Here is a 26,033-nt window from a genome sequence, read left to right on the forward strand (position 1 = left end):
CTCCCCATGAACGACGTCCTGCGTGCCCCCGCCGAAACCAAGTACGCCGAGGAACTGGACTGGCTGGAGTCCATCGACGACGCGCCCAAGCCGTTCGCCTGGCGGCTCAGCCCGAAGATGGTGCGGCTGTTCATCCTCGGCTCCGAACGCGCCGACGGCCTGGATCGCAAGATCGACCAGAAGTGGTTCGGCGACCGCAATTTCGTCGAGCGCAGCATCGTCACCCTGGCCTCGGACCGCGGCCTGCTGCTCATCGGCGACCCTGGCACCGGAAAGAGCTGGCTGGCCGAACTGCTCTCCGCCGCCATCAGCCGCAATTCCACGCTGGTGGTGCAGGGCACCGCGGGCACCACCGAGGACCACATCAAATACTCGTGGAATATCTCCATGGTCATCGCCAAGGGCCAGTCGCGCGAATCCATGATCGCCTCCCCCATCATGACCGCCATGGAGCAGGGCGTGATCGGACGCTTCGAGGAGTTGACCCGCTCCACCAGCGATGTGCAGGACGCGCTCATCTCCATCCTGTCCGAGAAGTACGTCTCCATACCGGAACTCGACGAGGACAATGTGGTCTTCGCCCAGCCCGGCTTCTCCATCATCGCCACCGCCAACAGCCGCGACCGCGGCGTGAACGACCTCTCCTCCGCGCTCAAAAGGCGTTTCAACTTCGTACGGATCCCGGTGGTGTCCAATAAGCGCAGCGAGGCCGAGATCGTGCGCTTCCGCACCGCCGAACTGCTGCGCCGCCACCAGATCGAGTTGGAACTGCCGCCCACACTGCTCGATATCCTGCTGCAGAGCTTCGCCGACCTGCGCTCCGCGGCCGCGGCCGCGGGCAGCGATGACGACAAACTGGAGTCGGCGCTGTCGACCGCAGAGCAGATCGGTGTCCTCGAGGATGCGATCCTGCACAGCCAGTTCTTCGGCGAGCGTGCCCTGCGTGCGGAAACCCTGGCCGGATCGCTGGTCGGCTCGCTGGTGCGGCGCGCGCCGGAGGATCTGGCCATCCTCAACAAGTACTGGCACGGCGTGGTCGAACCCCGCAGTCGCGAGAAGGGCGGCGAGTGGAGCGAATTCCTCGCGGGCGGCAAGGACGCGATCGCGAGGCTGTCGTGACCGAACTGTTCACCGAGCTGCGCGACCAATTGGCCGCCGCGGCAGCCGAATTCGGCGGCACGCCCGGCGAGATCCTGGCGGGCATCGTTGACGATGTCGACCGGGCGCTCGGCGAGGAGTTGGAGATCTTCCCGGTCTGTCACCACTCGCCCGCCTCCGGGCTGGCGATGGTCCGCCGCCTGCACGAAAAGCGTCCCGCCGTCATCTATTTGGAGTTGTGCGAGGATATGCGGCCACTGGTCGACGAACTGCGCAACTGCCTGCTGCCGGTGGCATTGCAGGCATTCGCCAGCGAGGTCGACGGATTCGACGCCGACCAGGCGCCGCTGTCGGTGGTCGCACCGATGACCAGAGCCTCGGCGGAGTATCAGGCCATCGCCTACGCGCTGGAGACACCGGATGTGGAACTGGTGCTGGTCGATCGCTCCACCGATCACGTATTCCAGTGGGCGCCACGGGAAGAGGAAGAAGAACACGCGCGGCCGACCGAGGACGGCGCGCTGCACGGCGAGGCCGTCGGCATCGAGATCGGCGACCTGCGACCGCGCTTCGCCGAACTCGAGCAGTACCTGCTGCACCACGGCAAGGTCCGGCACTGGTCGGAATGGTGGGACCAGTACGTCGAACAACCGCTCGCCACCGCCGATTACGACACCTACCGGCAGGTCATGGTGATGATCGGCAGCCTGTTCCGCAGGTTGCGCCGCAGCGGTCTCGAGGTGGACGAGGATCGCGAACGCTACATGTGGACCCGCATGCGCGAACACCTCGCCGCCACCGGCACCGATCCGGCCCGCTGCCTCTACGTGTGTGGGGCCGCGCACGCGGCCAGCCGGGTCGAGCAGTTCGGGCTGGCCTCCGACGCGCCCTTCGAGATCAGCCCGCGCACCGCGACCAAATGGCACTACGGGCTCATTCCCTCCAGCCACTCCGCCATCGAGGCGCAGTTCGGGCTGGCGGGCGGCGCGGTCTCCATTGCCGCCGCCACCTGGTCGAAAGGGTTGCGGCGCGGCAAATTACAGCCGTTCGAACTGAGCGGCAAACCCACCAAATTCAACAAGACCGTCCCTGGACCCGCGCCGGTCGCCGATCGACTGTCCGGATTCCTTTCCCGACCGCCCGCGCTCGATCCGGTCGACGAGGCCGAACTGCTGGAATGGTCGGTCGATATCGTGCGACTCGCACGACGCAATGGGTATCTTGCCAGCACCGCCGACGCCATCGCCATCTACGAGACCTCGATCCTGCTCGCCGGCATGCGCAACCGGGCCAGGCCGACACCCTACGACTTCCAGGACGCGGCCATCACCTGCCTGGAGAAGGACAAGGTGCCCGGTCGGCGGGATATGGCCCGGCTGTGCGAGATCCTGCTCGGCGGCGACCGGGTCGGTCAGGTCGGCTATGCCGCGCTGCCGCCGCTGGCGCGCGACGTACTCGACCGGCTCGAACCGCTCGGACTCGATATGTCCAAGCGGACCGTCCAGCGCGCGCTGCTCGATCTGCGGGCCGAACCCGCGCTGCGGCCCTGTTCGGATCTGCTGTGGTTGCTGCGCAGGCTGCTGCCCGATGACGCCGTGCGCCCCATCATGGGTTCGCGCGCGCTCGGTGAGCAGTCCATCCAGGAGAGCTGGGATCTCGGGATCGGCAAGTATCAGCGCTCGCTGGTCGAACTCGGCTACGAGGGTGTGAGTATCGAGCAGGTCTTCGAACAGCGGCTGCGCAGCGCCGTCGCGGGTCCGAACGCCACCGCCGCCGTGGGGCTGGCCGCCGTCGAGGATGCGCTGCTGTATCTGGGTTCCACGCGGCTGGCCGACGAACTCGGTTCGCGCGCGGTCGATCTGCTCGCCGTCGAGCGCACCGTGGACGACGCGCCCACCGTGCTGCGCCGAATCCGACGGTTGCTCAACCACTTCCGCGCCACCCAACCCGAACTACCGCAATGGTGCGCGAAATTCGTGACGGCCGGGTACGCCCACTACTGCACCCTGCTGCCCACCGCCTTCACCGACGACGACACCGGCGCCGAACAGGTCGCCGCCATGCTCGGCTTCCTGTTCGGCATGGAGAATCTGGCCCTGTCCCTCGGCTGCGACCACACCCAGTTGGAACTCGCGGTCCGCCAGTCCCATCCGGAATCGCCCGCGAAGGTCGCGCTGCTCTGGGCCGCCCACTTCCAACTGGGCCTGCTCCCCTTGGCGGACCTGCGCGCCCGCTGCGACACGATGCTCGCCAACCCCCTCGTCCTGCCCACCTTCCCCCAATACATCAGCGGCTTCGTCCAGGCCATCGATCCGGCTCCCGCCCTCAAACCCTTTGTCGTCGAGGTCCTTTCGAAAGCCTTCGGCACCCTCCCGGACCGGGTCCTGCTCCCCTGGCTCCCCACCCTCATCACCACCCTGCGCACCCACTCCCCCGCCCTGGTTCCCACCCTCATCACCGAAGCCGCCCGCACCTTCCCCCCAACCCCCGCCGCCCTCGATTCCTGGACCCCGCCCTGGTCCCGCACCCCAACACCCGCACCCGCCACCCCAACCGCCCCCACCAACACCAACCCCCTCCTAGTCGCCCACCCCACCACCTGCACCGCCCTGGCCACCCTCCTCGGCCACGCCCCCACCTGGCCCGAACCCACCCAACCCGCAGGCAGCGCGGCAGCGACCCTCTTGGAACTGCACCCGACAACCGCCCACGCCCTAGCCCAAACCCTCCCCTGACACCGAGGGCCGCCGTGTCGAACCCGACGCGGCGGCCATCGAAAGGGCGCATCCCCTCTAAGCGGAGTCGTTGCGCCGCCGAACGCCTCACGCGGACCGGCCAGACGGCGCGGATCGGCGGGGAGTACGGTACGACCTGTTGTTATGCCGAGTTCGTATCGACTGTGGGTGCGGCTACAGCCGCGAGCCTCGGGTGGGATGGCCGATAGTTCGGCTAACGACTTTGGCGGGCGTGGCGATAGAGGGCGTGTTGTGCGGTCGGCCGATGGGGCGGGACCGCATGTCGAGAATGTGAGCACGATCGGATCGAGGAGTGGTCTTGGCATCGAAACGTCCGGGCAAGGTGATCGGCGGGGCGCTGGGTGCGGTGGCGGTGGCTACCGCAGTTGCCGCGGGGGCGGCGCAGGCGCGGCCGATCGGGGGTTTCGAGGTCGGTGGGGCGATCGAGGTCGAATACGACCAGGCCGGGGGCTCGGCCGCATTCGGCGATCCGACGGGGCCGGAAGCGCCAGCGGCGGCGGGCGGGCGCTGGCAGCCGTTCGAGCGGAATGCCGCGATCTACTGGCAGCCGGACGCGGGTGCGCACGCGGTCGGCGGCGTGATTCGGGACAAGTGGCGCGAGTTGGGCTCGGAATCCGGCGGACTGCGCTACCCGGTGACCGATGAGCAGTCGACACCGGGAAATTCCGGACGGTTCAGCCACTTCCAGGGCGGGTCCATCTACTGGTCGGTGGGGACGGCGGCGCATCAGATCGGCGGCACCATTCGCGACAAGTGGGCGGCGCTGGGTTGGGAGGGCGGTCCGCTCGGCTTCCCGATCTCGGATGAGACCGCGGCCCAGGGCGGCAAGGGCCGCTACAACCTCTTCCCCGGCGGCGCGATCTACTGGTCGCCGCGCACGGGCGCGCACGCCGTGTGGGGCGCGATCCGCGACAATTGGGCGCTGCGCGGCGCCGAGAACGGCACCTACGGCTTCCCCACCAGCGACGAATACGACTACCAGGGCGGAAAGGCCCAGGATTTCCAGGGCGGACGAATCACCTGGAAACCCTAGACCTCAGGCGGCTCAGCTACCGCTGAGCGCGATCTTGGCATTGCGGCCCGGCGTTTCACTGGCCTTGGCCGCCTCCGCCGCCCGATCGAGCGGATAGACCGCCTCGACCTCGAGCCGCAGCACGCCGCGCGCGGCGAGGTCGATCAGTTCGGCGATGAGTGCACCGCGCCGCTGCGCGCCGATCTCCTCGACCCGCTTGCCACCCCAGAATCCCTTCACCACAGCCTGTTTGAAGATGAGCGCGCCGGGATCGAGGGTGAGCGGCCTACCGGAGAGCGCGCCGAAGGAGATCAGTTCCCCCCGCGGGGCGAGCAGGGAGAGCATGGCGCCGCCGACGGGGCCGCCGACCTGATCGACGGCGCGCAGGATCGGCGCACCGTCGGTGGCCGCCAATGCCTGCTGCGTCCAACCATCGGTCTCGGTGTCGACCACGGGATCGAATCCCAACTCGCGCAGGGTTCGCACCGAAACAGGTCCGCGCACCACATTCAACACCCGCAGACCTCGGTCGCGCGCGAGCAGATTCGCCAGCCGCCCGATCGCCCCGTTGGCCGCATTGATCGCGAGCCACTGTCCCGCTTGCAGATTCAGATCGTCGAGGAGCATGAGCGCGCTCAGCGGCATGGCCAGTAGCTGACTCGCGGTCTCGTCGGAGACCTGCTCCGGCACCGGAATGAGCTGTGCCGGGTCGGCGAGGAAGTACTCGGCCCACACCTGCTGTCCACCCGAAACCGCCACGCGCTGACCGATTTCCCATCCGGTCACGCCCGGACCGAGCGCATCGACCCGTCCGACGCCCTCGGTGCCGGGAGTGGCGGGCAGTGACGGCCGATAGCCGTAGACGCCGCGCACGATGGCGAGGTCGTGATTGTGAATAGGTGAGAGCAGCAAGCGAATTCGCACCTGGCCCGGACCCGGTTCGGGCAGTGGCCGCTCGGTCAGGGTGAGCACTTCGCCGGGTTCGCCGAATCGTTCGATCTGTACAGCGCGCATGCGAGCTCCTAAGTCGACTGGGTGAGGGCGCGGGTCATCCGCCGCAGGGTGTCGCGCAGCGCGACCAGTTCGGGCATGGTCAGTCCGGTGGCGGCGGCCAACTGCTCGGGCAGCGCGCACGCGTCGGCGCGTAACTGCCTGCCGTGCTCGGTCAGGTGGATCTCCACGCGGCGCTCATCGGCGGACGAGCGGGTCCGCTCCACGAATCCGGCCGCCTGTAGCCGCTTGAGCAGCGGCGAGAGGGTGCCGGTATCGAGTTCCAGCGCCGCGCACAGCTCGCCGACGCTGCGGCCGTCGCGTTCCCACAGCACCAACATGACCAGGTATTGCGGGTAGGTGAGTCCGAGCGCGTCGAGTTTGGGTCGGTAGGCGGCGGTCAGTGCCCGCATTGCCGCGTAGAGCGGAAAGCAGACCTGTTCGTCCAGGGATAGCGGATCGGCCACATCCGAAACTATAGCGAGCTACTATATTGTGCACAATATTATTGGCGTCACAGCCTGTCGCCCCACACGGCGTGCGCCCCGGAATCACCCACCCGATACACCTGCCAGGTGGCCGCAACCCCGGCGGCGATGGCCAGCACCGCCAGCACGGCGACGATCGGCGCGGCGAACGACTTTCCCCTACTCTCGCGCCAATGCACCAGCAGCACCAGCAGCGCGCCGACGAACAGCGCGACCGCGAAGTAGGTCATCGTGGCGCCCAGGTCGGCGTGGTGGCGCACATCGGGCGGATTCCCGAGCCGATTCTCGAACCACTCCCCCGCCCGGATGGTGATCGGGGTGAGGATCAGGCAGCCCAGTGCCAGCACCGCCACCAGCCAACTCAGCCGGGAACGCGCGGCCCGCCACAGCGCGCACAGGATCAGCAGGGCGGCCGTGAGCGGGATCAGCACGACCACGGCGTGTACCAGCAGGACGTGCGCGGGAAGTCCATTGAGTGTCGACATCGCTCCTCCTCGGAGTCCGAGCATAGGAAATACGCGGGTCGCCCGGCACCGGTTCGATCCCGGTTATCAGGGAACGCGGACCGACTCGTCAGCGAACTCTCAGGCGGAGCGCGGACGCTGGAATCCATGAGCGAGCAGGATCGGTTCGCCGGCTCGCGGCCGGAAGTCCGCGCCGCGACCGGAAAGAGCAGGCGCACGGCGGGTTTGGCATTGGGGGCGGCGGCGCTGGCCCTGGGAATCGGGGCGGCGGCGGCCGGACTCGGCTACGCGAGGCACGAGGTCCCGCGCCAACCCGCCTTCGCGCAGTCGCAGTTCACGGCGCAACCCGCCACCTACGCGCGGCCGGCCGATATGCGCACGGCGGCGGCGCAGGTGGCGCCCGGACTGGTCGATGTGAATACCGAACTCGGCATGCAGGGCGCGCGGGGCGCGGGCACCGGGATCGTGCTCAGCGCCGACGGCGCGGTGCTGACCAACAATCACGTGGTCGCGGGCGCCACCGATATCTCGGTCACCGATATCGGCAATGGGCAGACCTACCGCGCGACGGTCGTCGGCTACGACCGCGCCGACGATATCGCGGTCCTGAAACTGGCGAACGCGAGCGGACTGACCACGGCGCCGCTCGGCGACTCCGACAAGGTGGCCGTGGGTGACGCGGTGGCGGGCGTCGGCAACGCGGGTGGCGTCGGCGGCCCGCCGAGTATGGCGGCGGGCCGGGTCACCGCGCTGAATCGGGTGATCACGGCCAGCGACGAATCCTCCGGCAGCTCGGAGAATCTGAACGGCCTGATCCAGGTGGCCGCGAATATCCAGCCCGGCGATTCGGGTGGTCCGCTGGTCTCGGCCGACGGGAAAGTGGTCGGCATGGATACGGCCGCCTCGGCGGGCTACCGGTTCAGTCAGGTATCCACCGGCGGCGGGCAGGGTTTCGCCATCCCGATCAACCGCGCCCTCGCGGTCGCGCGGGATATCAAGGCGGGCAACGCCTCCGAGTCCATCCATATCGGATCGACGGCCTTCCTCGGCGTCACCGTGAGCGACGCGCAGGGCGCGCTGGTGCGCGGCGTGGTGCGCGACGGCCCGGCCGACCGGGCGGGTATCGCCCCCGGCTCGCTCATCACCGCCGTCAACGGCCATCCGGTCGATTCCGCGACCACCCTCACCCACCTCCTCGATGCCACCCATCCCGGCGACACCGCGGCCATCACCTGGCTCGACCTCCAGTCACAGACCCGCTCCGGCTCCGCGACCCTGGCCACCGGCCCGGTCGGCTGAACCTCACCGCAGCAGACTCCCTTCCCGGACCAGGTATTCGGCGAAGGGGGTCGCCGCCGCCGCCGATTCGGCCCGTAATCGATTGGGCGCGTGTTTGAATCAATTGACTAGAACGGGTTCCAGCACTGGAGGTCGCCGTGAGGGCACCCTCGATTCCCGCAGGTTTCGATTTCACCGATCCGGGTCTCTGGGCGCGACGTCGGCCTGCGGCCGAATTCGCCGAACTGCGGCGGTGCGCGCCGATCTGGTGGAACGCCCAGCGTGACGGCACCGGAGGATACTCCGACGGCGGATTCTGGGCCGTCACGAAACACGCTGATATCAAGGAGGTTTCGCGGCATCCGGAGATCTACTCGGCGGCGGAGAATACGGCGATCATCCGCTATCAGAACGAGATCACCCGCGCCGAGATCGAACAGCAGCGGGTGATCCTGCTCAATATGGATCCGCCGACCCACACCAAGTGCAGGCGCATCGTGTCGAAGGGTTTCACCCCGCGCGCCATCGAGGGGTTGCGCGCCGCACTGACCGAACGCGCGCAACGCATTGTGGCAGAGGCCAAACGGCGCGGCGGCGGCGATTTCGTAGAATTGGTCGCCACCGAACTACCGCTGCAGGCCATCGCCGAACTCCTCGGCGTGCCGCAGCACGATCGGCACCGAATCTTCGCCTGGTCCAATCAGATGATCGGCTCCGAGGATCCGGAATTCACCGGCGACGCGAACGGCGCGCGCCTGGATCTGATGGGCTACGCCTGGCAACTCGCCGAACAGCGCCGCCGCGAACCCGCCGACGATATCGTCACCCAGTTGGTCAATGCCGATATCGACGGGGAGAACCTCGGCCCCGACGAATTCGCCTTCTTCGTCCTGCTGCTCGCGGTGGCGGGCAATGAGACCACCCGCAATTCGATCACCCACGGCATGAAGGCATTCCTGGACCATCCCGACCAGTGGGAGCTCTATCGCGCGCGCCGCCCGAGCACCGCACCCGATGAGATCGTCCGCTGGGCCACCCCGATCAGCGCCTTCCAGCGCACCGCCCTCGTGGATACCGAACTCGGCGGCATCCCGATCCGATGCGGTCAGCGGGTCGGATTATTCTACGGCTCGGCCAATTTCGACGAGGACGCCTTCGCCGACCCCTTCACCTTCGATATCCTGCGCGATCCGAATCCGCACCTCGGCTTCGGCGGCTCCGGCATCCACTACTGCCTGGGCGCGAATCTGGCCCGCCTCGAGATCGACCTGATCTTCAATGCCATCGCCGACACCATGCCGCACCTGACCGAGGTGGCCGCGCCGGAGCATCTGCACTCCGGCTGGGTCAACGGCATCAAGCACTGGCAGGTCGAGTTCGGGTGATCAGAAGGCGAAGCGGAACTCACGCGAGGAATCGCGGGTGAGGGGCAGCAGGCTCCACAGGCGGAAGCCGAGGCGGGTCCTGCGATCGGAAACGCGGTCCGCCTGGAGCATGGTCACGGCATCCTCGAGGAAACGCAGTCGCGGGTTCCAGCGCTCGACCGTGGCTCCGTCGTCGATTCCGGTCGGCGGGAGCGGATAGCCGTTGCGCAATCGGCTCGGCAGCCGCCCGGTGAAACCGATGATGGCCGTTGACAGGCAGTCGAAGATCAACTCGCCCGTCTCGAACCGGTCGGTCAGACGGCGCAGCAGCGCGCGGACCTCGTTCTCCTGCGGGTACATCAGCAGGCCCTCGGCGATGATCAGCGTCGGGCGGTCGGCCGGAATCTGTTCCAGCCACTCGGATTCGGTGACCGACGCGCCGATCATCCGATAGTTCGCGGACTCCTCGTACAGCTTGCGCCGCAATTCGATGACATCGGGATAGTCGACGTCGAACCACCGGACCCCCGCGGGCAGCGCGAGCCGGAACGCCCGACTGTCCAGGCCGACGCCGAGGTGCAGAACCGTCGCGTCCGGATGGCGGCGCAGGAAGTCCTCCGCCCATTCGTCCAGGATTTTCGCGCGCATCGCCACCAGGGTGCGACTGCGCCGGTGCCGCCGCAGCTTGTCGAAGTCGTAGTCGATGCGATCGACCGCCTCGAGGGCCGCCCGGTCGTCGAGGATCGGCTCGGCCTCGCCGGCGTCCACGGCCCGCAGATACAGCGTCACCAGATTGGTGGATCGCACCCCGGTGAAGTCGACCGTTCCCGTACCCATCACACCGCTCCTCCGCATTTCGGTGCGCCGGGATCGGCCCACCAAAACCCATTCTGAGCTGGGAAAGTAGGGTTCGCCAGTTTACGCTGTCGACCAATCGGACCCGGCCACGACACCTACGGCGGCAACCTCGACGCCTTACGGCGTAGACCAAATCAGGCTGCCCCCGCGTCGGCCGTCGCGACCACCTCGGCCTTGGAATAGACCAGGATCCCGTCGTCCACCGGCCCCTCCCGGAGCAGCGTCCGGTCGCGGAAATAGTTGTTGATGACCTGCCACGGCCCCGGCGCGCCCTGACGCGGCATGACCGCGTCGCCGCGCTGGATATAGCCGGAGGTGAGCGCGCCACCCAGCAGCGAATGCTCGGAGCGATCCTGCGGCCGGGCCACAGCGACGAACTTCTTGAAACCGCGGGCCTTCATATGGTTGAGCACCCGGCAGAAGTACTCGGCGGCGAGATCGGCCTTCAGCGTCCAGGAGGCGTTGGTGTAGCCGATAACGATCATGGAATTCGGGATGCCGTCGAGGATGACGCCCCGATAGGCCACCCGATCCCGAATGACGACGGGTTCACCGTCGACGGTCAGATTCGCTCCGCCCAGCATCTGCAGGGACAGGCCGGTCGCGCTGATGACGATATCGGCCTCGAGTTCCCGACCGGTGCTCAGGCGAATCCCGGTCTCGGTGAAGGTCTCGATGGTGTCGGTGACGACATCGGCCTTGTCCTCGCGCAGCAGTTTGAACAGGTCGCCGCCGGGCACCACGCACAGGCGCTGATCCCACGGGTCGTAGCTGGGTGAGAAGTGACGCATATCCACCTTCGGCCCGACCTGGGCGCGCACGGCGGCGAGCAGCAGTTTGCGCGCCGCGCGCGGATTGGCGCGCGAGAGCTGGAAACTGGCCCGCTGCAAGGCGATATTGCGTGCGCGGCCGAGTTTGTAGGCCAGCGCGGCGGGCACCCTCGCCACCTTCATGCCGACCGCGACCGGATCATCGGCGGGCAGCGCGGCGATGTAGGTGGGCGAGCGTTGCAGCATCGTCACGCGCGCCGCGTCCTTGCTCATGGCCGGGACCAGGGTGATGGCGGTCGCGCCGCTGCCGATGACGACCACGCGCTTACCGGCGTAGTCCAGATCCTCGGGCCAGAACTGCGGATGCACGATGCGGCCGCCGAAACGGTCCTCGCCGGGAAACCGCGGGCGGAAACCCTTGTCGTAGTCGTAGTAGCCGGTACAGCCGACCAGGAAGTCGCTGGTGTACTGCTCGGTCTCGCCGGTCTGCTCGTTGTGCGCGGTGACGGTCCAGGTGGCGCTCGCGCTGTCGAAGCTCGCCTCGGTCATCCGGCGGCCGAACCGAATGTGGGGGGTGACGCCGTACTCGGCCGCCGTGTCCTCGATGTAGCTGCGGATGTGCGGACCGTCGGCGAGCACCTTGGTGCCGTGCCACGGGCGGAAGCCGTAGCCGAAGGTGTACATATCGGAATCGGAGCGAATGCCCGGATAGCGGAACAGGTCCCAGGTGCCGCCGATGGCGGTGCGGCGCTCCAGGATGGCGTAGCTGCGGCCGGTGCCCTCCTTGGTCAGGTGGCAGGCCATACCGATGCCGGAGAGTCCGGCACCGATGATCAGCACGTCGACATGCCGCGTCATTGAGGTACTCGATTCGTCTGCGCCACGGGCCTCGGTGTCCGCGGACCTGTCCCGTGAGATTACATGTTATTTGCAGTAACGTCTAGCTTGGTATAGATGGCGGCTCGACCTCGAACATTGTCGAGATAGGCGAGCACGATCCCGTCGCGGGTGGTGCGGCCACCGGTGAGCGTCTGCTGCGGAGCGGGCAGATAGACGGGCGTGGCACCGAGGTGGTTCGGCTCGCGACGCACCGCGTCGGCATCCAGCGCCACCAGGGATCCGGCGGGGAAGCCCGCCCATTTCCTGCTTGAGCCACACCGGGATTCGGTTCCGCACGAAGCCGACGAGATCGGATTTCGCGGGCAGCCCCAGCGAGACCGTAACATCGGATGCCATGTCATCGGCCCAGCGTTCGCCAGAGCCGCGCTGGTCCACCTATCCGAACCGGCGCGCCGTACTCGCCATCACCCACAACACCACCGCCGCCACCCGACTCTTCGACACCGTCGGACTGCTCGCCGGGGATCCCAGAGTGCGGATCGTGTTCGCGCGCACCGGTTCGTCGGTCTTCGATACCGATACCGGGGCCTATCTCGCCGAACACGGGGTGCGCGAGATCTCATGGCGGGAGGCGCTGCGGCAGCGATTCGATCTCGCGGTGTCGGCGAGTTACGGGGGGCAATTGCATAAGGTGCGCGCACCATTGGTCGTGGTGCCGCACGGTATGGGATACAATAAATTTCTCACCAAAGAACAAAGAACAAAGAACAAAGAACAAAGAACAAAGAACAAAGAACAAAGAACAAAGAACAAAGAACAAAGAACGAATTCCGTATTCGGATTATCTCCCGATTGGTTGTTGCACGAGGGACGGGTCGTTCCCGCGCTGATCGTGCTCTCCCATGACGAGCAGCGCGAACGCCTGCGGCGCGACTGTCCCGAGGCGGTGCCGAATGCCGCTGTGACAGGCGATATCTGCTTCGATCGGCTGCGAGCCAGTCTGCCGCTGCGACCCACCTACCGGCGTGCGCTCGGACTGCGCGCGGCACAGCGGCTCATCGTCATCACCTCCACCTGGGGCGCCGATTCCCTGCTCGGCGTCGATCCCGATCTACCGCGCCTACTGGCCGCCGCCCTCCCTGCCGACGAATTCCGCATCGCCCTCGCGCCGCATCCGAATATCGCGGCATTCCACTCGGAATACCAATTCGGCAGTTACCTCGCTGACGCGAAACGCGCGGGGGTTCTTGTCCCCGAGAATGTCGACGCCTGGCGCGCCTGCCTGATCGCCGCCGACCTCACCATCGGTGACCACGGTTCGGTCGCGTTCTACTCCTGCGCGCTCGGTATCCCGCTGCTGCTGTCCACCGCACCGACGCACACCGTCGACCCGGCCTCCCCGATCGCCCAATTGCTCAACGCCGCACCGCGACTCGACACTGCCGGCGATCCGGCCACCCAGATCCGACGCACGATCACCGACCACGATCCGAACCGCTACGCCGAGATCACCGCCCGCACCACCTCGGTTCCCGACCGCAGCGCTGAACTGCTGCGGGCCGCCCTCTACCGCACCATGGGACTCGACGAGCCCACCGCACCGGCCGAGATCGACACGCTGCCCCTGCCTCCGATCGCCTTCACCGGGGCCGACGCCCATGTGGTTCAGGTCCGGATCACCGACCGCACCGCGACCCTGACCCGCTACCCGGCCGAACGCCTCCGCTCCCCCGACGCACCGCCGGTCCCCAACACGCACCTCGCCGTCGAAACCCGCGAAACCTACCGCCGCTGGCTGGATTTCGCCGATGTCCTGCTCGGCCCGCCCGGCGCGGACACGCCGACCTGGATCGCCGAGACCCTCGCCCGCCTCCCCGGCTGCGCCGTAGCCGCCGCACCCGCTCCCGACGGCGACTGGCTGGTGGGTGACCGCGACACCCAACTCGGCGTCGAAGGTCCGTATTCGGCAGGCCGCCTCTTCGCCTCGATTGCCTACTGTGCGAGTACACAGGGACAGCCGCTGAGCGATCTACCCGGCGAATGGGTAATTCACTGTGCCGACGAGACTTTCGAGGTTTCGGTCACTCTGTGCAAGCCGAACTGAGCACGCGAACCGTCAAACCGCAGGTGCAGGCGCAGGTGCAGGCGCAGGCGCAGGCGCAGGCGCAGGCGCAGGCGACCGAGCATCGCATGCCCCCGCCGCGCTGCGTGAGCCACCGGCCGCCGAACCCGAGCCGAAGTTCGACCTTGCTCCGCGCTCAGTCAGCTATGTCGCGCAGACGCGTTTGCGCGAGGCGGGCGGATTCGTCGAAGCGCAACTCGGAGTAGATGGTCAGGGCTGCCTGATATTGGTCGCGAGCTGCGAGAGAACCTGCTTGGGTCAGCAGGCAATCCCCCAGCGCCATGAGCACTTCGGCCTCATCGAAGCGGCGGCGGCGGTCGCGCATCACCGAAAGCGCCTCGGTGAGCAGCGGTTCGGCTGCGGTCGGTTCGCCCTGCTCGATGAGTTTGCGGCCGCGCCACATTCGCACCTTCGCGAGGTTCTCGGTTTCGTCGAAATCAGACGTGGCGAAGGTCGCCGCGGCCGTATCCAGCAGTGCCAGTGCGGAATCAGGATCCTCCACCTTGGCCGAATGCAGAGCCGCGAGAGCGATACGGCGCGGGTCGGCGATAGCGGCGGCGAGGGTGCGGTTGCGGCGCAGGATGTCTCGGGCCTGGTCGGTCTCGCCTCGGGCGAGCAGTGCCAGACCCAGACCCTCGCAGGCCGACGCCTCCAATTGGGCCGCCGCTTCCGGGGCGAATCCGGTGCGGTCGATGGCGAGCGCGGCGCGGAACCGCGCTACCGATTCGGGCAGCTCGCGCAGCCAGTAGTGCAGGAAGCCGAGCTGGATGTGCAGCAGGCAGCGCACAGCGGGGGTGCCCATGCGCTTGGACTGGGCCAAGCCCTGTTCGTGCATGGCGCGCATGGTGTCGAGGTGCTTGTCCTTCTCGTGGAAGGAAAACAGCAGCATACACCAGCGGGCCACCAGATCGCCTCGCCCGCTGTCGAATTGGTGTGCGGATAGGGCGGCGATATTGCCGAGGTGGGTGCGCAGCCAGGCCCGCGCGCCCGACGCGTCGGTGAATTCGCCTGCGACCGGGGCCGAGAAGTCCTGGCCGGGAAAGAGCAACCGTCGCCACGGGCGGGCGGGGGCGAGCAGCACGTCGGCACCGGCGAAGGCGCTGTCGTAGTAGCGGATCAACCGCTGCTCCCACCGCGACCATTCCTCGCCGGTGGAATTCGACGGCCGACCGGCCGAAACCACCTGCCCGCCACCGGTCGAGCCCCTTTGCACACTGCCGGCTGGACTCGGCCGTATACCCCCTCCGGCCGAATCCATCCACACGTTGCCCTCGGCTCGACTCACCTGCGGGCCACCCTCGGCGGAACTCGCGTGTGGACTCTCGGCCAGGCTCATCCGCGCACCACCATCGACGGAATCGACCCCGCTGCTTGCCGAATGAACCCGCGCGCCGACAGTGCGCGCATGCACCCGAACCACCGAGGTTGCCCGACAACCATTCGCCTTCTCCTGCACCAGGTGCAGTTCGGCGAGTTCGGCGACAGCCCAGGCGATCTCGTCATCGGACATCTCGAGCACGGCGGCGAGCGCGGCGATCGACAACCATCCGCTGTGCGCCCGCGAACCGAGCGCCCGATAGCAGCACGCCGCCTCGGTCGACAGCGATGAGTAGGCGGCATCGAAGATTTCGGGAAGTTTCAGCGCGACCGACCAGCGCCCGTCCACCCGAAGCAGGTCGGTCGTCATGGCGATCGGTCGGCTCGGATGGTTGCGAATGAGGGTGCCGATGACGCGCAGCGCGTAGGGCACGTCATCGCACATGGCCAGGACCCGCCGCACCGCCTCCGGTTCGGCGGCGAGGCGGTCCGCGCCAACCATCCGGGCGAGCAGTTCGCGAGAATGCCCGGCGCGCAAGCGATCCACCTCGAATACCGTGGTCGCGCCGATGCCGAGATCGGTACCGGAGGCGCGACCGGTGACCACTACGAGGGAGCCGCCGTCGGCGGGACGCAACCAGCGCAGCTGTGCCGCGGTCACCGCGCCGTCGAGCACCACGAGCAGTTTGCGGCCCCTGGTCACGGTGAGGTACCGCCCGTGCCGGGCATCGGGCCGGTCCGGTATGTCGGTGGCCGAATCACCCAGTGCGACAAGCAGATTCTGCAGGATGTCGGAGACGCTGCGCGGCGCGTCTCCCTCGGAGAGCTCGCAGAACAGCTGACCGTCCGGAAAGCGCTCCCACAGCCGGTGCATGACCTCCACCGCCACGGCCGTCTTCCCGATTTTCGGCAGACCTTTGAGCACCACGGTCCGATTGTCGGACTCGTCGGTGACCAGCCGCGCAATCTCGGCCAGCACCTCTTCCCGATCGACGTAGTCGCCGTCGCGCGGCGGAATCTGCCGTGGTATCCCGACCTGCATCGCGCACCATCTCCCCGCACCGCGCCAGTTGTCCGCCCACAGCGTAATCGGTAGGCGCGGCCGGTGGTTCGAGGTCGGATAAGCTCGGGACATGGCCGAGCAGACCAGCCGACGCCCGTCCCGCCTGCGCGCCCTGCCCGGCGGACGCGAGGACCGCGAGCCCGAACCGCTGTGGCGGGAGGTGCTGGGTCGTCGCCTGCGCGCCCTACGGCTGAATCAGCGCGAAACCCTCGCCGAGACGGCCGCCCGCGCGGGTGTGTCGCCGCAGTATCTTTCGGAGGTGGAGCGGGGCCGCAAGGAGCCGTCGAGCGAGATGATCGCGGCGCTGGCGGGTGCGCTCGGCACCGACCTGTTCGGCCTCACCGAACAGGTCATCGACGAATTGCGTTCCCACCGCCTGCCCTTGCGCGGCACATCGAACATCAGCCTGCCCGCGCACCGCGCGTCGAATATCGGTCGGCCGGTGCACGGCACGTCGAACGTCGTACTGCGGGCGGCCTGAGCCTCACCCGCGCGGCGCCAAAACCCGGTCCACCAAACCGTATTCGATGGCCGCGTCGGCGGTGAAGACCCGATCGCGATCGGTGTCGTGCCGCAGCCGCTCGATCGTCTGCCCGGTGTGGCGGGCCAGCACCGTCTCGATCTCCGAACGCATCCGCACCAGTTCGTCGGCCTGGATGATGAGGTCGGGAATGGTGCCTTGACCGCGCGCGGCGGGCTGATGCAGCACGATCCTGGCGTGCGGGAGCATGGCCCGCGCACCGGGCGCGCCACCGGCCAGCAGCACCGCGCCGACGGCTACGGCTTGGCCGACGCAGGTGGTGTGCACCGGCGCGTGGATGTGCTGCATCGTGTCGTATACCGCCAGTGCCGCCGACAGATCGCCGCCCTCGCAGTTGATGTAGAGGTTGATATCCCGGTCCGGACTCTCCGATTCCAGATGCAACAACTGCGCGATCAGCGCGTTGGCGACGCCGGAATCGATCCCGGTGCCCAGGTAGATGATGCGCTCGGCGAGCAGGTGGGAGTAGATGTCGGTGATCCGCTCACCGCCGCGATGCTGGGCGATGACATTGGGAATCGTGTAGGTACTCACGCTGAAATTCCAATCCGCTGCCGCTGGGGGACGATCTGTGGGAAGGCGTCCACGATGTGGTCGACGAACCCGTATTCCTTGGCCTGCGCTGCCGTGAACCACCTGTCGTGCAGCGAATCCTCGTAGACCCGCTCGTAGGGTTGTCCGGTGTCCTCGGCGATGAGTCCGAGCACGGTTTGCACGGTCTGGCGCAGATCGTCGGCCTGTAGTTCGACCTCGACGGCGCTGCCGCCGATACCCGCCGATCCCTGGTGCATCAGAATCCTGCTGTGCGGCAGGGCGTATCGGTGGCCTTTGGTGCCTGCGGAGAGCAGGAATTGTCCGGCGCTGCACGCGATGCCGAAGGCGAGGGTGGAGACGGTGCACGGCACCAGCCGGATGATGTCGCGAATGGCGAGCATGGCCGCCACCGAGCCGCCGGGGGAATGGATCCACAGCGAGATGCCTGCTTCGGCGTCCTCGGCGGCGAGGGTGAGTAGCTGGGTCATCAGCACCGGGCCGTTGTCGTCGTCGAGTGGGCCGTCCAACACCAGAATGCGACGGCTGAGCAATTGCTCACGGGTATGCCAGTTGAACAGTGGGGTCTTGTCGTCCTGAGCCATAGCCCCACCGTGCCCTACCTGCGGCGGAAAAGTCCGCGCACGCTGCCCAGGGCAGATCTGCCGTGAGCAGCGCGGGTCGCGGGCGGCTCAAACGTGGTAGTTCTCACCAATCTCGCTGCGGCACCGGCGATCTTCGCTATCGTCCCTGCACAGCAGCCGGTTTTCGACGCGAGCGCGCCCCGGACGGCGGCGTATTCTGGTCATTGGACCTGCTCGCGCGGGCGGTCGCGGTGCGGCACTGGCATGCTGGACGAGTGAACATCGCGCAAAACGCGGATGCGGCGGGGTTGCCGCGACTGCTGGAGTCACCCGGTCACGGGCTATTTCTCAAGTACGACATCCAGAACGTCGCCGACGACCACGCGGTCAATGCCATCGCCCTGCGCGCGATATTCGACTTCGCCGCCGATTTCTGTCGCCCACTGCTCATCGGAGTTTCCACCGCCTACTGGGAGGATGATTTCGACTGGCCGATGAGCAAACCGATTCCGCATGCGCCCTATCAGACGCTCTACAGCACCGAGACTCCGGAATCCGTGCGGCTGCAAGCCATTTGGGATGGCGAGGAATTCTCCCCCGCCGCCGAACTGACCTATGAGACGGCGACGCGTTTCATGTGCGACGCGGTGGCCTCCGATCCGTCCGGCGTTCGGATGAATTGGCACTATCTCTGGGTGCGGGCGAGTATGGCCCGTTTACCGGCCGACAGCACGATCAATCCGGATGGAACTATCTCGGTGCTGGATCGCATCTGGACACTGGAGCATCCGGTGGAATTCCGCGACGGTGCACATTGGGTGGGCGGTCCGTTGCGCAATACCGTGGCCGCGCCGATCGCATTCCAATTGGGGCGACAATTCTTCGAGCTCTCGCTGAATATCTCGGTGCACTGGTCGATCTGGACGCCGGGCGGCGCGGGCCACGATCGGGTGCGCGAAGGTATCGCCGCCCTGCTCGCGGCGGGTTGGACCATGCCCTCGCCCGACTAGGCCCCTGGGCGGCACGGCGCGCCGGGTGCGCGCCTTCGCGTGTCGCACGGCAATCCGCCGCGAACCCGCCACGCGCCGCCGGTGGCGCGCGCATAATGTGATCGCTTTTCGTGCTCTGTGAATTGTGTTCTACCCCTTCAATTTTGAAATGAGGTAGTCAAGATGCTGCGCACGTCACGATCGGCGGCTGCACAGTCGGTGCGCCACCTGGCTTTCGTCGCCCTACTCGGGTCGGCCCTGTGTGCCTGTTCCAGCTCATCGGATTCCGCCCCGGCCGCCGGGAGTCTGGATTCCGGATTCGGCAGCAACGGCAAGGTCGGCACCGATCTCGGCTCGCCCGCCGATCGCGCGAACGCGGTCGCCCTGCAATCCGACGGACGAATAGTGGTCGTCGGATCGACGCAGGATCCGGCACAGGGCGATAATTTCGCGGTCGTCCGCTATACGCCGGAGGGCAAACTCGATTCCACCTTCGGCGAGGGCGGGAAGACGACCACCGATTTCGGCGGAAAGTCCGATATCGCGCGGGCGGTCGCGCTCCAGTCCGATGGCCGCATAGTGGTGGCGGGCACCAGTCACGGCACCGATACCGGGGACAATATCGCCCTGGCCCGCTACACACCGGATGGCAAGGCGGACAACACCTTCGGCGAGGGCGGCAAGGTCTCCACGGATCTGGGCACCAAGGCCGACCACGCCAATGCCGTCGCCGTCGCGTCCGATGGTCGAATCGTGGTCGCCGGATCGACGCAGGATCCGGCACAGGGCGACAATTTCGTCGTGCTGCGCTACACCGCCGACGGCAAACTCGACACCGGCTTCGGCGACGGCGGCAGAGCCACCACCGATTTCAATGGTAAATCCGATGTGGCCCAGGCACTTTCGATCGGACCCGACGGCCGCATCCTGGCCGCGGGCACCAGCCACGGCACCGCGACGGGCGACAATATCGCCCTCGCCCGCTACACCGCCGACGGCAAACCCGATACCACCTTCGGCGAGGGCGGCAAGGTCTCCACGGATCTGGGCACCAAGTCCGACCACGCCAATGCCGTTGCCCTGCAATCGGATGGTCGCATAGTGGTGGCCGGCTCCACCGTGGATCAGGCGCAGGGCGAGAACTTCGTCATCCTGCGCGACACCTCGGAGGGCAAGCCGGACACCGGATTCGGCGACGGCGGCAAGGTTTCCACCGATTTCGGCGGCAAGGCCGACGTCGCCAATTCGGTCCGGGTGCAGTCCGACGGCAAGATCGTCGCGGTGGGCACCAGCCACGGCACGGCCACGGGCGACAATATCGCCATCGCCCGCTACACCTCGCAGGGCAAGCTGGACACCGGATTCGGCGACGGGGGCAGGGTGTCGACCGATCTTGGCACCAAGGCCGACCACGGCAACGCCGCCGCCATCCAGTCCGATGGTCGCATCGTGGTGGTAGGCACCACCAATGACCCGGCACAGGGCGACAATTTCGTCGTGCTGCGCTACCGGGGCTGATCGAGTCGCTGAGCCCCGGATCGTCCGGGGCTCAGCGTATTTCAGTCGCCGAGCAGGACGGGGAAGCCCGCCAGATCGTTCTGGGTGAGCACCGGAAGATTGCGAATCTCCGAATCCGGCACGGCCAGCCGCAGATTCGGGAAGCGCGCGAACAGCGCGGGCAGGGCGATCCCGGCCTCCAGGCGCGACAGCGCCGCACCGGGGCAGACATGCGGTCCGAAGCCGAAGGCCAAGTGCCGGTTGGCGGTCGACCGGTCGAGGACGAAGCTGTCGGCGTTCGCACCGTGCACTGCGGTGTCGCGACCGATGGTCCGATACGACATGACCACGCCCTCGCCCTTCTCGATCACCGTATCGCCCACGGCGATATCCTCGGCGGCGAAGCGCATGAGCAGATGGGTGACGGGCGGATCCCAGCGCAGCGTCTCCTCGACGGCCTGCTTCCAGTCGATCTCACCGGAGCGCACCCGGTCGAACTGTTCGGGCCGATTCAACAGCGCGCGAACGGCATTGAGGATGAGTCCGATGGTGGTCTCGTGGCCCGCGGCGACCAGCGCCTTCAGATTGCCCACCACCTCCTCGGCCGTGAGCGGTTCACCGCCGTCGTCGGCGAGGATGAGCGCGGAGGTGAGGTCGTCGGTGGGTTCGGCCGTCTTGCGCGCCACCAGATCGGTGAAGTAGACGTGCATCTTCTCGATGATTTCCAGCCGCTCGTCCTGCGGAGTCAGCATCGAGAAGAACTTCTTGTACCAGTCGAGCAGCATGGCGTGATCGCTGCGCGCCACCCCCATGAGCTCGCTGATCACCCGCATGGGCAGCGCATAGGCGAAGACCGACTTCAGGTCGACCACCGCGCCGTCCGCGCCCGCCGCCGCCAGATCGTCGAGGAGTTCGGCGGTGAGCCGCTCGATGACGGGGCGCAGGTCCTCGAGTCGGCGCGGGGTGAGCGCCTGGGTGGTCTTGATGCGCAGCCGCCGGTGCTCGGCCCCGTCCACGGTGAACATGGAACGGCCCGCATCGATCATGCCGATCAGCGGCCACTGCCGGGTGACCGCGCCCGAACGCCACAGCGACCAGGTATCGATATCCTTGACCAGCCGGGTGTCGACGAGAAGTTGTCTGGCGAGCGCGGTTTCGGTGATGGTCCACGCCGGGACGCCGAGCAGTTCGATGCGCGCGACCGGCCCGGCGTCGCGTAGTCGGGCGGTCTCCCCCGCCAGGTCACCGACTAGCGGATCGATGGCGATCGCGGTGTTGTGCGGGCACGGTGAACTCACGGGGTACCTCCGACGGCGCGTACAGCGGTGAAACGAACGGGAAGGGAAGTCATACCCCGCAGGAAGGCCGAGGGCCGCCGCACCAGATTCTGCGCGGGCACCGCGAGATCGATATCGGGCAGCCGGTCCAGCAGCACCTCGATACTCGTGCGCGCGATGATCTCGGCGATTTGCTGCGCCGGGAACGGGCAGCGGTATTCACCGTAGCTGAAGGCGAAATGCGCGCTGTTGCCCGTGTTGACCGGTTCGCTGCCCGGCGTGAGATGTTGGCGCACATGCGGATCGGCATTGGCGGCGGCCAGCCCGAGCAGCAGCATATCCCCGGCGCGAATCACTTTGTCCGCCAGGCGGGTATCGCGCGCCGCCCAGCGCCCGGCCAGGATCTGGGTCGGGGTGTCCTCCCACAGCACCTCGTTCATGGCCTCGCCGACGCTGCGCCGCCCGCCGCCCAGCGCCGCCGCGAAGCGCTCGTCGGTGAGCATGAGCCGCACCGAGTTCCCGATCCAGTCGGAGGTCGGCAGATGGCCCGCGGCGGTGATGGCTTGCAGGTCGAGGATGTACTCCTCATCGGTGAACCGGCCCGGATGCGCCAGCATGCGCGAGACGAGATCGTTTCCCGGCCTTGCCTTCTTGGATGCCAGCAGTCGCCGCATATGCTCGCCGAAGCGCACGTAGCCCGCCTGGGCATCGACGCCGCCATCGGCGAGCGCCTTCATCGCCCACGCCAGATCCGGGCCGTCCTCATCAGGGAAGCCGAGGATGCGGGCCATGATCAGCACCGGAAGCGGCACCGCGAAATCGGCCACCAGGTCGGCCTCGCCGCGCCCGCAGAAGCCATCGATCAGCCGGTCGGCCAATTCCTCGCAGTCGCGGCGCAATTCGAACGGGTCCAGGGTCTCCATGGCCGGCTCGACCATGTCGACGTGTCTGCGATGCTCGGCGCCCGCCGTGAAATAGATCGAGGGCATGGGCCGCCCGACCATGGGCAGCAGCGGCCAGTCCTCGGCGATGTTGCCCCACTGGTTCCACAGCGCCACATCGCGCGGGAACAGTTCGGGATCGCTGGTCACCTGGTGCAATTCGCGATATCCGATGATGAGCCAGGCCGGGACGCCGCCGGGCAGCTCCACCGCGACGACCGGCCCGTGGTCGCGACGCATCTCCCGATAGAGGTGGTGCGGATCGGTGTGGAAACGCGGACCGCTCAGCGGCACCGCCCCGTGGACGACCGGGCAGCCGCCGGTATCGGCCGACATGCTCGGCATGGTCATGACAGACTCTCCGTCGTGGTGCGCGGCGCGCTGAGAGGTCGCGCGCCTGCGAGATTCGTGCGGGCCGCATAGATGTGCTCGACCAGGGCGATCAACACCCGCTTGCACGACTCGCGCGAGCGCGCGTCGCAGTCGACCAGCGGGACGTGCGGATCCAGATCCAGCGCGGCGCGCACCTCCTCGATGGCGTGGTGCCCACCGAAGTTGTTGCACGCCACGATGAATCGGGTGCCCTGCTGTTCGAGGCGGTCGATGGCGTACCAGGAGTCGGCAATGCGGCGCTGATCCACCAGCACGATCGCGCCGAGCGCGCCCGCGAACAGCCGATCCCACAGGAACCAGAACCGCTCCTGTCCCGGCGCGCCGAACAGGTAGAGCACATTCTCCGCGTCGATGGTGATGCGGCCGAAGTCGAAGGCGACCGTGGTGGTGGACTTGCCGGGCGCACCGCTCGGATCGTCCACGCCCACGCCGGCATTGGTCATGGTGGCCTCGGTGTCGAGCGGACGGATCTCGCTGACCGCGCGCACCATGGTGGTCTTGCCGACGCCGAAACCGCCGACGATGACGATCTTGAGCCCATTGCTGGTGGTGCCGTGCAGCGGCGCGTCCGCGCGGGCCGGTCGCGGATCAAAGACTGCGGAGTCCAATGAGCACCTTCTCGAGGGTGGAGGTGTCGGGCAAGCTCTGCCAGGGCATACCGGGGTCGGTGGCGCGGACCCTCGGGTGGCGGGCCGAGATCTTGCCCGCGTGCAGCAGATCCGACAGCAGCACGGTGGCGATGCCGACGGGGAGCCGCAATTCGGCCGCGATCTCCACCACAGCCGTTGGCGCGCGGCACATCTGCAGGATGGCCACATGCTCGGACTGCATGCCCGGCACCGGTTCGCATTCGCTGACCACCAGGGTGACCAGGTCGAAGGCGTCGGAGTCCGGGCGGGTGCGCCCGCCGGTGAGGGTGTAGAGCCGGTCCGGGTCGTCGTCGCGCCCTGGTCTGCCCCGTATCACTGCCGGACCTCCGTCACCGAGCGCCCGCGCCCCGCACTCGCGGCGCGGCCGCCAAATGGTCACCGAGCTGTTCGACGAGCTCGCGCATGTTGTGCCCGACCAGTCCGGCATCGGCCTCGTCGGCGGCGACGACGGCGATATGCGCGCCCATCCCGGCCTCGACGATGAACAGGATGCCGCCGTAGAACTCGGTCATGGACTGGCGGACCCCGCTGCGACCGTCGCCGAATTCGACCGACGCGCCGTGCGAGAGGCTCTGGATGCCCGCCGCGATCGCCGCGAGCTGATCGGCCTTGTCGATGCCGAGTTCCGGGGTGTGGCAGATCTTGAGGCCGTCGCTGGAAAGCAGCAGCGCGTGCCTGGCGTAGGGCGTGCGGGCCAGTAGCTGTTCGAGCAACCAGGACAGGTGCGCCGGTGCGATTGTGATCATCGATCGTTCTCCACGGACGGGGACGGGGACGGTGCGGCTTCGGCGTCGCGGCGGGCCACGGCGCGCTGGAACGCGCCGAGCGCGGCGGGCCGCGAGGTGTTCGGAGCCGGGTCCGCGACGGCCCTCGGCGCGGACAGGCCGTCGGGATGAACGGCGGCCAGGGTACTGCCGCGCCGCCGCTTGGGCAGCGCGGAATCGGTGGCGGTGAGTTGCTGGGGCTCGATGAATTCGGTGACCTGCGCCGCCGAGGACTGGGTGGTGACCTGCGTCACGGCGGGCCGCACGGGTGCGGCGACCGGGGTCTGATGGCCGCGATCCACCCTGGCGGTGAGATCGCGCGGCACCACCACGACCACGGCCGTGCCGCCGATGGCCGAGGGCCGGTAGGACACGGTCAGGCCGTGCTTGCGGGCCAGATGTCCGACAACGGCCAGGCCGAGGCGGGTGCCGGTCAGCGAGGAGAGATCCGCGGCCACGCCACCGCGCGGCCCCTGTCCGGACACCGCGGCTTCCGCGCGGCGCAGCGCGGATTCGCTCATGACCAGGCCGCTGTCCTCGATCGTCAGCACCACGCCCGCGGGCACTTCGGCGGCGTAGATGTGCACCTCGGTGGTGGGCGGGGAGAAGTTGCAGGCATTGTCGATCAGTTCGGCCAGCGCGTGCATGACACCCTCGGCGGCGTGACCCGCGATGGCGATCTCGGCGACCGCGCGCAGCCGCACCCGCTGGTAGCCCGCGACGCGACCCATGGCGCCGCGCAGAATCGACTCCATGGCAATGGGTTTGGCCCAGCGTCGGCCCGAGCGCGCACCGCTGAGCACGGCGATGCTGTCGGCGAGGCGGCCTGCCTGCGCGGTGCGGTGGTCCAGGTGCAGCAGGTCGGCGAGCACCTTGGGATCGGCGTGCGCGTGCTCCATTTCGCGCAGTTCGGCCAGCATGCTGGTGGTCATGGCCTGCATGCGTCCGGCCGCGCCGGAGAAGGCGGCCATGGCCGAGGATCGGCGGCTCTCGGCGTCCCGCGCCGCGGTGGCGTGCGCCTCGGCGGCGTCGTTGGCCGAGGAGATGGCCTCGTAGGCGGCGGTATTGGCGGCGGCGATGGTGTCATTGGCGGTGACCAGGCCGGATTCGGCGGCGGCGCTCGCCTCGGCGGCGGCCGAGCGGGCACGCAGGGCCTCGGCGCGGTAATAGATGGCCGCCGTCACGGTGGCGCACAACACAATCGCCGCGATTCCCGCGCCGATGGCCAAGGGCGCCCGGAAACCGGCGGGCGCGAAGACCACACCGACCACCACCGCGGCGGCGGCCACGACGGCCGTGCATATCAGCGCCGAAAAGGGCAGGCGGGTCGCCACACCCGCAGGCCGCGCGGCTTCGACGGCCGTGAGCGGCTCGCCCAGCGGCGGATTCGATGACTGTGACAAGTTCCGCACTTCCGCACTCGCGCACCGCAAGGGACGCCAATGG

The 26,033-nt window shown here is 67.8% G+C and carries 24 protein-coding genes; 9 read left to right on the top strand and 15 right to left on the bottom strand.

The window, feature by feature from the left end:
• Positions 1 to 6: 6 nt before the first annotated feature.
• The 3 genes from D5S18_RS02540 (at position 7) to D5S18_RS02550 (ending at position 4,887) form a co-directional block, all read left to right on the top strand.
• Positions 7 to 1,119, top strand: a complete 1,113-nt coding sequence (locus tag D5S18_RS02540; protein WP_120037561.1) for an ATP-binding protein — start codon at positions 7 to 9, stop codon at positions 1,117 to 1,119.
• A complete protein-coding gene (locus D5S18_RS02545) occupies positions 1,116 to 3,833 on the top strand; it encodes a DUF5682 family protein (RefSeq protein WP_120037935.1) in 2,718 nt (905 codons plus the stop codon). The genes D5S18_RS02540 and D5S18_RS02545 overlap by 4 nt, the downstream gene beginning before the upstream one ends.
• A gap of 313 nt (positions 3,834 to 4,146) precedes the next feature.
• Positions 4,147 to 4,887 carry an LGFP repeat-containing protein gene (locus D5S18_RS02550; protein WP_120037563.1) on the top strand — a complete coding sequence of 247 codons (741 nt, stop codon included), beginning with the start codon at positions 4,147 to 4,149 and terminating at the stop codon, positions 4,885 to 4,887.
• Between the two features lie 12 nt (positions 4,888 to 4,899).
• Here the strand turns inward: D5S18_RS02550 and D5S18_RS02555 are convergent, their stop codons facing one another.
• Genes D5S18_RS02555 through D5S18_RS02565 form a run of 3 tightly spaced genes read right to left on the bottom strand, consistent with a single transcriptional unit; the run spans position 4,900 to position 6,829 of the window.
• Positions 4,900 to 5,880 carry a zinc-binding dehydrogenase gene (locus D5S18_RS02555; protein WP_120037565.1) on the bottom strand — a complete coding sequence of 327 codons (981 nt, stop codon included), beginning with the start codon at positions 5,878 to 5,880 and terminating at the stop codon, positions 4,900 to 4,902.
• An 8-nt stretch (positions 5,881 to 5,888) separates the two neighbouring features.
• Entirely contained in the window at positions 5,889 to 6,323 is a 435-nt protein-coding gene (locus tag D5S18_RS02560) for a MarR family winged helix-turn-helix transcriptional regulator (protein WP_120037567.1), read from the bottom strand.
• A 47-nt stretch (positions 6,324 to 6,370) separates the two neighbouring features.
• On the bottom strand, positions 6,371 to 6,829 hold the full coding sequence (locus D5S18_RS02565; protein ID WP_120037937.1) for a DUF2231 domain-containing protein: 459 nt from the start codon (positions 6,827 to 6,829) through the stop codon (positions 6,371 to 6,373).
• A 126-nt stretch (positions 6,830 to 6,955) separates the two neighbouring features.
• Between D5S18_RS02565 and D5S18_RS02570 the strand changes: the two genes are divergently transcribed.
• Complete coding sequence (locus D5S18_RS02570) at positions 6,956 to 8,107, top strand: S1C family serine protease (protein ID WP_120037569.1); 1,152 nt, start codon at positions 6,956 to 6,958, stop codon at positions 8,105 to 8,107.
• 137 nt (positions 8,108 to 8,244) lie between these two features.
• On the top strand, positions 8,245 to 9,471 hold the full coding sequence (locus tag D5S18_RS02575; RefSeq protein ID WP_120037571.1) for a cytochrome P450: 1,227 nt from the start codon (positions 8,245 to 8,247) through the stop codon (positions 9,469 to 9,471).
• Here the strand turns inward: D5S18_RS02575 and D5S18_RS02580 are convergent, their stop codons facing one another.
• The 3 genes from D5S18_RS02580 to D5S18_RS02590 form a co-directional block, all read right to left on the bottom strand.
• A complete protein-coding gene (locus D5S18_RS02580) occupies positions 9,472 to 10,287 on the bottom strand; it encodes a class I SAM-dependent methyltransferase (RefSeq protein WP_120037573.1) in 816 nt (271 codons plus the stop codon). It abuts the gene before it with no gap.
• A gap of 155 nt (positions 10,288 to 10,442) precedes the next feature.
• The gene (locus tag D5S18_RS02585) at positions 10,443 to 11,936 is read right to left on the bottom strand and encodes a flavin-containing monooxygenase (RefSeq protein WP_120037575.1); all 1,494 of its coding nucleotides are present in this window, start codon (positions 11,934 to 11,936) and stop codon (positions 10,443 to 10,445) included.
• 59 nt (positions 11,937 to 11,995) lie between these two features.
• Positions 11,996 to 12,190: a hypothetical protein gene (locus tag D5S18_RS02590; RefSeq protein ID WP_120037577.1), complete on the bottom strand. Its 195-nt coding sequence runs from the start codon at positions 12,188 to 12,190 to the stop codon at positions 11,996 to 11,998.
• Positions 12,191 to 12,312: 122 nt separating this feature from the next.
• On the opposite strand from D5S18_RS02590, the gene D5S18_RS02600 reads away from it, so the two are divergent.
• The gene (locus D5S18_RS02600) at positions 12,313 to 14,022 is read left to right on the top strand and encodes a hypothetical protein (RefSeq protein WP_147403825.1); all 1,710 of its coding nucleotides are present in this window, start codon (positions 12,313 to 12,315) and stop codon (positions 14,020 to 14,022) included.
• A gap of 154 nt (positions 14,023 to 14,176) precedes the next feature.
• On the opposite strand, the gene D5S18_RS02610 is transcribed toward D5S18_RS02600, so the two are convergent.
• A complete protein-coding gene (locus tag D5S18_RS02610; protein WP_158607780.1) occupies positions 14,177 to 16,399 on the bottom strand; it encodes a tetratricopeptide repeat protein in 2,223 nt (740 codons plus the stop codon).
• A gap of 91 nt (positions 16,400 to 16,490) precedes the next feature.
• Here D5S18_RS02610 and D5S18_RS02615 point away from each other — a divergent pair, with 91 nt between their 5' ends.
• Positions 16,491 to 16,901, top strand: a complete 411-nt coding sequence (locus D5S18_RS02615) for a helix-turn-helix domain-containing protein (RefSeq protein WP_120037585.1) — start codon at positions 16,491 to 16,493, stop codon at positions 16,899 to 16,901.
• A 3-nt stretch (positions 16,902 to 16,904) separates the two neighbouring features.
• Here D5S18_RS02615 and D5S18_RS02620 read toward each other — a convergent pair whose 3' ends face one another.
• Positions 16,905 to 17,495 carry a ClpP family protease gene (locus D5S18_RS02620; RefSeq protein WP_120037587.1) on the bottom strand — a complete coding sequence of 197 codons (591 nt, stop codon included), beginning with the start codon at positions 17,493 to 17,495 and terminating at the stop codon, positions 16,905 to 16,907.
• The gene (locus D5S18_RS02625; protein WP_120037589.1) at positions 17,492 to 18,097 is read right to left on the bottom strand and encodes a ClpP family protease; all 606 of its coding nucleotides are present in this window, start codon (positions 18,095 to 18,097) and stop codon (positions 17,492 to 17,494) included. Before D5S18_RS02625 ends, D5S18_RS02620 begins: the two co-directional genes overlap by 4 nt.
• 254 nt (positions 18,098 to 18,351) lie before the next feature.
• Between D5S18_RS02625 and D5S18_RS02630 the strand changes: the two genes are divergently transcribed.
• Together D5S18_RS02630 and D5S18_RS02635 are read left to right on the top strand one after the other, a co-directional pair.
• The gene (locus tag D5S18_RS02630; protein ID WP_147403826.1) at positions 18,352 to 19,086 is read left to right on the top strand and encodes a hypothetical protein; all 735 of its coding nucleotides are present in this window, start codon (positions 18,352 to 18,354) and stop codon (positions 19,084 to 19,086) included.
• Positions 19,087 to 19,248: 162 nt separating this feature from the next.
• Entirely contained in the window at positions 19,249 to 20,583 is a 1,335-nt protein-coding gene (locus D5S18_RS02635) for an NHL repeat-containing protein (protein ID WP_120037593.1), read from the top strand.
• A 41-nt stretch (positions 20,584 to 20,624) separates the two neighbouring features.
• Here D5S18_RS02635 and D5S18_RS02640 read toward each other — a convergent pair whose 3' ends face one another.
• Genes D5S18_RS02640 through D5S18_RS02665 form a run of 6 tightly spaced genes read right to left on the bottom strand, consistent with a single transcriptional unit; the run spans position 20,625 to position 25,990 of the window.
• A complete protein-coding gene (locus D5S18_RS02640; protein ID WP_120037595.1) occupies positions 20,625 to 21,860 on the bottom strand; it encodes a cytochrome P450 family protein in 1,236 nt (411 codons plus the stop codon).
• Positions 21,857 to 23,131 (bottom strand): cytochrome P450, encoded by a 1,275-nt coding sequence (locus D5S18_RS02645; RefSeq protein WP_120037597.1) that lies wholly within the window; start codon positions 23,129 to 23,131, stop codon positions 21,857 to 21,859. Before D5S18_RS02645 ends, D5S18_RS02640 begins: the two co-directional genes overlap by 4 nt.
• The gene (locus tag D5S18_RS02650) at positions 23,128 to 23,781 is read right to left on the bottom strand and encodes a GTP-binding protein (protein WP_120037599.1); all 654 of its coding nucleotides are present in this window, start codon (positions 23,779 to 23,781) and stop codon (positions 23,128 to 23,130) included. Before D5S18_RS02650 ends, D5S18_RS02645 begins: the two co-directional genes overlap by 4 nt.
• Positions 23,762 to 24,139 carry a DUF742 domain-containing protein gene (locus tag D5S18_RS02655; RefSeq protein ID WP_239003486.1) on the bottom strand — a complete coding sequence of 126 codons (378 nt, stop codon included), beginning with the start codon at positions 24,137 to 24,139 and terminating at the stop codon, positions 23,762 to 23,764. The genes D5S18_RS02650 and D5S18_RS02655 overlap by 20 nt, the downstream gene beginning before the upstream one ends.
• 13 nt (positions 24,140 to 24,152) lie before the next feature.
• Complete coding sequence (locus D5S18_RS02660) at positions 24,153 to 24,569, bottom strand: roadblock/LC7 domain-containing protein (RefSeq protein WP_120037603.1); 417 nt, start codon at positions 24,567 to 24,569, stop codon at positions 24,153 to 24,155.
• The gene (locus tag D5S18_RS02665; protein WP_239003487.1) at positions 24,566 to 25,990 is read right to left on the bottom strand and encodes a sensor histidine kinase; all 1,425 of its coding nucleotides are present in this window, start codon (positions 25,988 to 25,990) and stop codon (positions 24,566 to 24,568) included. Before D5S18_RS02665 ends, D5S18_RS02660 begins: the two co-directional genes overlap by 4 nt.
• Between the last annotated feature and the right edge of the window lie 43 nt (positions 25,991 to 26,033).

This window comes from Nocardia panacis (assembly GCF_003598715.1).
Lineage (GTDB): Bacteria > Actinomycetota > Actinomycetes > Mycobacteriales > Mycobacteriaceae > Nocardia > Nocardia panacis.

Bases quoted from the DNA above. Each gene is read 5' to 3' on its own strand.
- D5S18_RS02585 (WP_120037575.1), bottom strand. From the start codon at position 11,936: ATGACGCGGCATGTCGACGTGCTGATCATCGGTGCCGGACTCTCCGGC.
- D5S18_RS02635 (WP_120037593.1), top strand. From the start codon at position 19,249: ATGCTGCGCACGTCACGATCGGCGGCTGCACAGTCGGTGCGCCACCTG.
- D5S18_RS02615 (WP_120037585.1), top strand. From the start codon at position 16,491: ATGGCCGAGCAGACCAGCCGACGCCCGTCCCGCCTGCGCGCCCTGCCC.
- D5S18_RS02580 (WP_120037573.1), bottom strand. From the start codon at position 10,287: ATGGGTACGGGAACGGTCGACTTCACCGGGGTGCGATCCACCAATCTG.
- D5S18_RS02660 (WP_120037603.1), bottom strand. From the start codon at position 24,569: ATGATCACAATCGCACCGGCGCACCTGTCCTGGTTGCTCGAACAGCTA.
- D5S18_RS02555 (WP_120037565.1), bottom strand. From the start codon at position 5,880: ATGCGCGCTGTACAGATCGAACGATTCGGCGAACCCGGCGAAGTGCTC.
- D5S18_RS02570 (WP_120037569.1), top strand. From the start codon at position 6,956: ATGAGCGAGCAGGATCGGTTCGCCGGCTCGCGGCCGGAAGTCCGCGCC.
- D5S18_RS02610 (WP_158607780.1), bottom strand. From the start codon at position 16,399: ATGCAGGTCGGGATACCACGGCAGATTCCGCCGCGCGACGGCGACTAC.
- D5S18_RS02565 (WP_120037937.1), bottom strand. From the start codon at position 6,829: ATGTCGACACTCAATGGACTTCCCGCGCACGTCCTGCTGGTACACGCC.
- D5S18_RS02625 (WP_120037589.1), bottom strand. From the start codon at position 18,097: ATGGCTCAGGACGACAAGACCCCACTGTTCAACTGGCATACCCGTGAG.
- D5S18_RS02540 (WP_120037561.1), top strand. From the start codon at position 7: ATGAACGACGTCCTGCGTGCCCCCGCCGAAACCAAGTACGCCGAGGAA.
- D5S18_RS02645 (WP_120037597.1), bottom strand. From the start codon at position 23,131: ATGACCATGCCGAGCATGTCGGCCGATACCGGCGGCTGCCCGGTCGTC.
- D5S18_RS02600 (WP_147403825.1), top strand. From the start codon at position 12,313: ATGTCATCGGCCCAGCGTTCGCCAGAGCCGCGCTGGTCCACCTATCCG.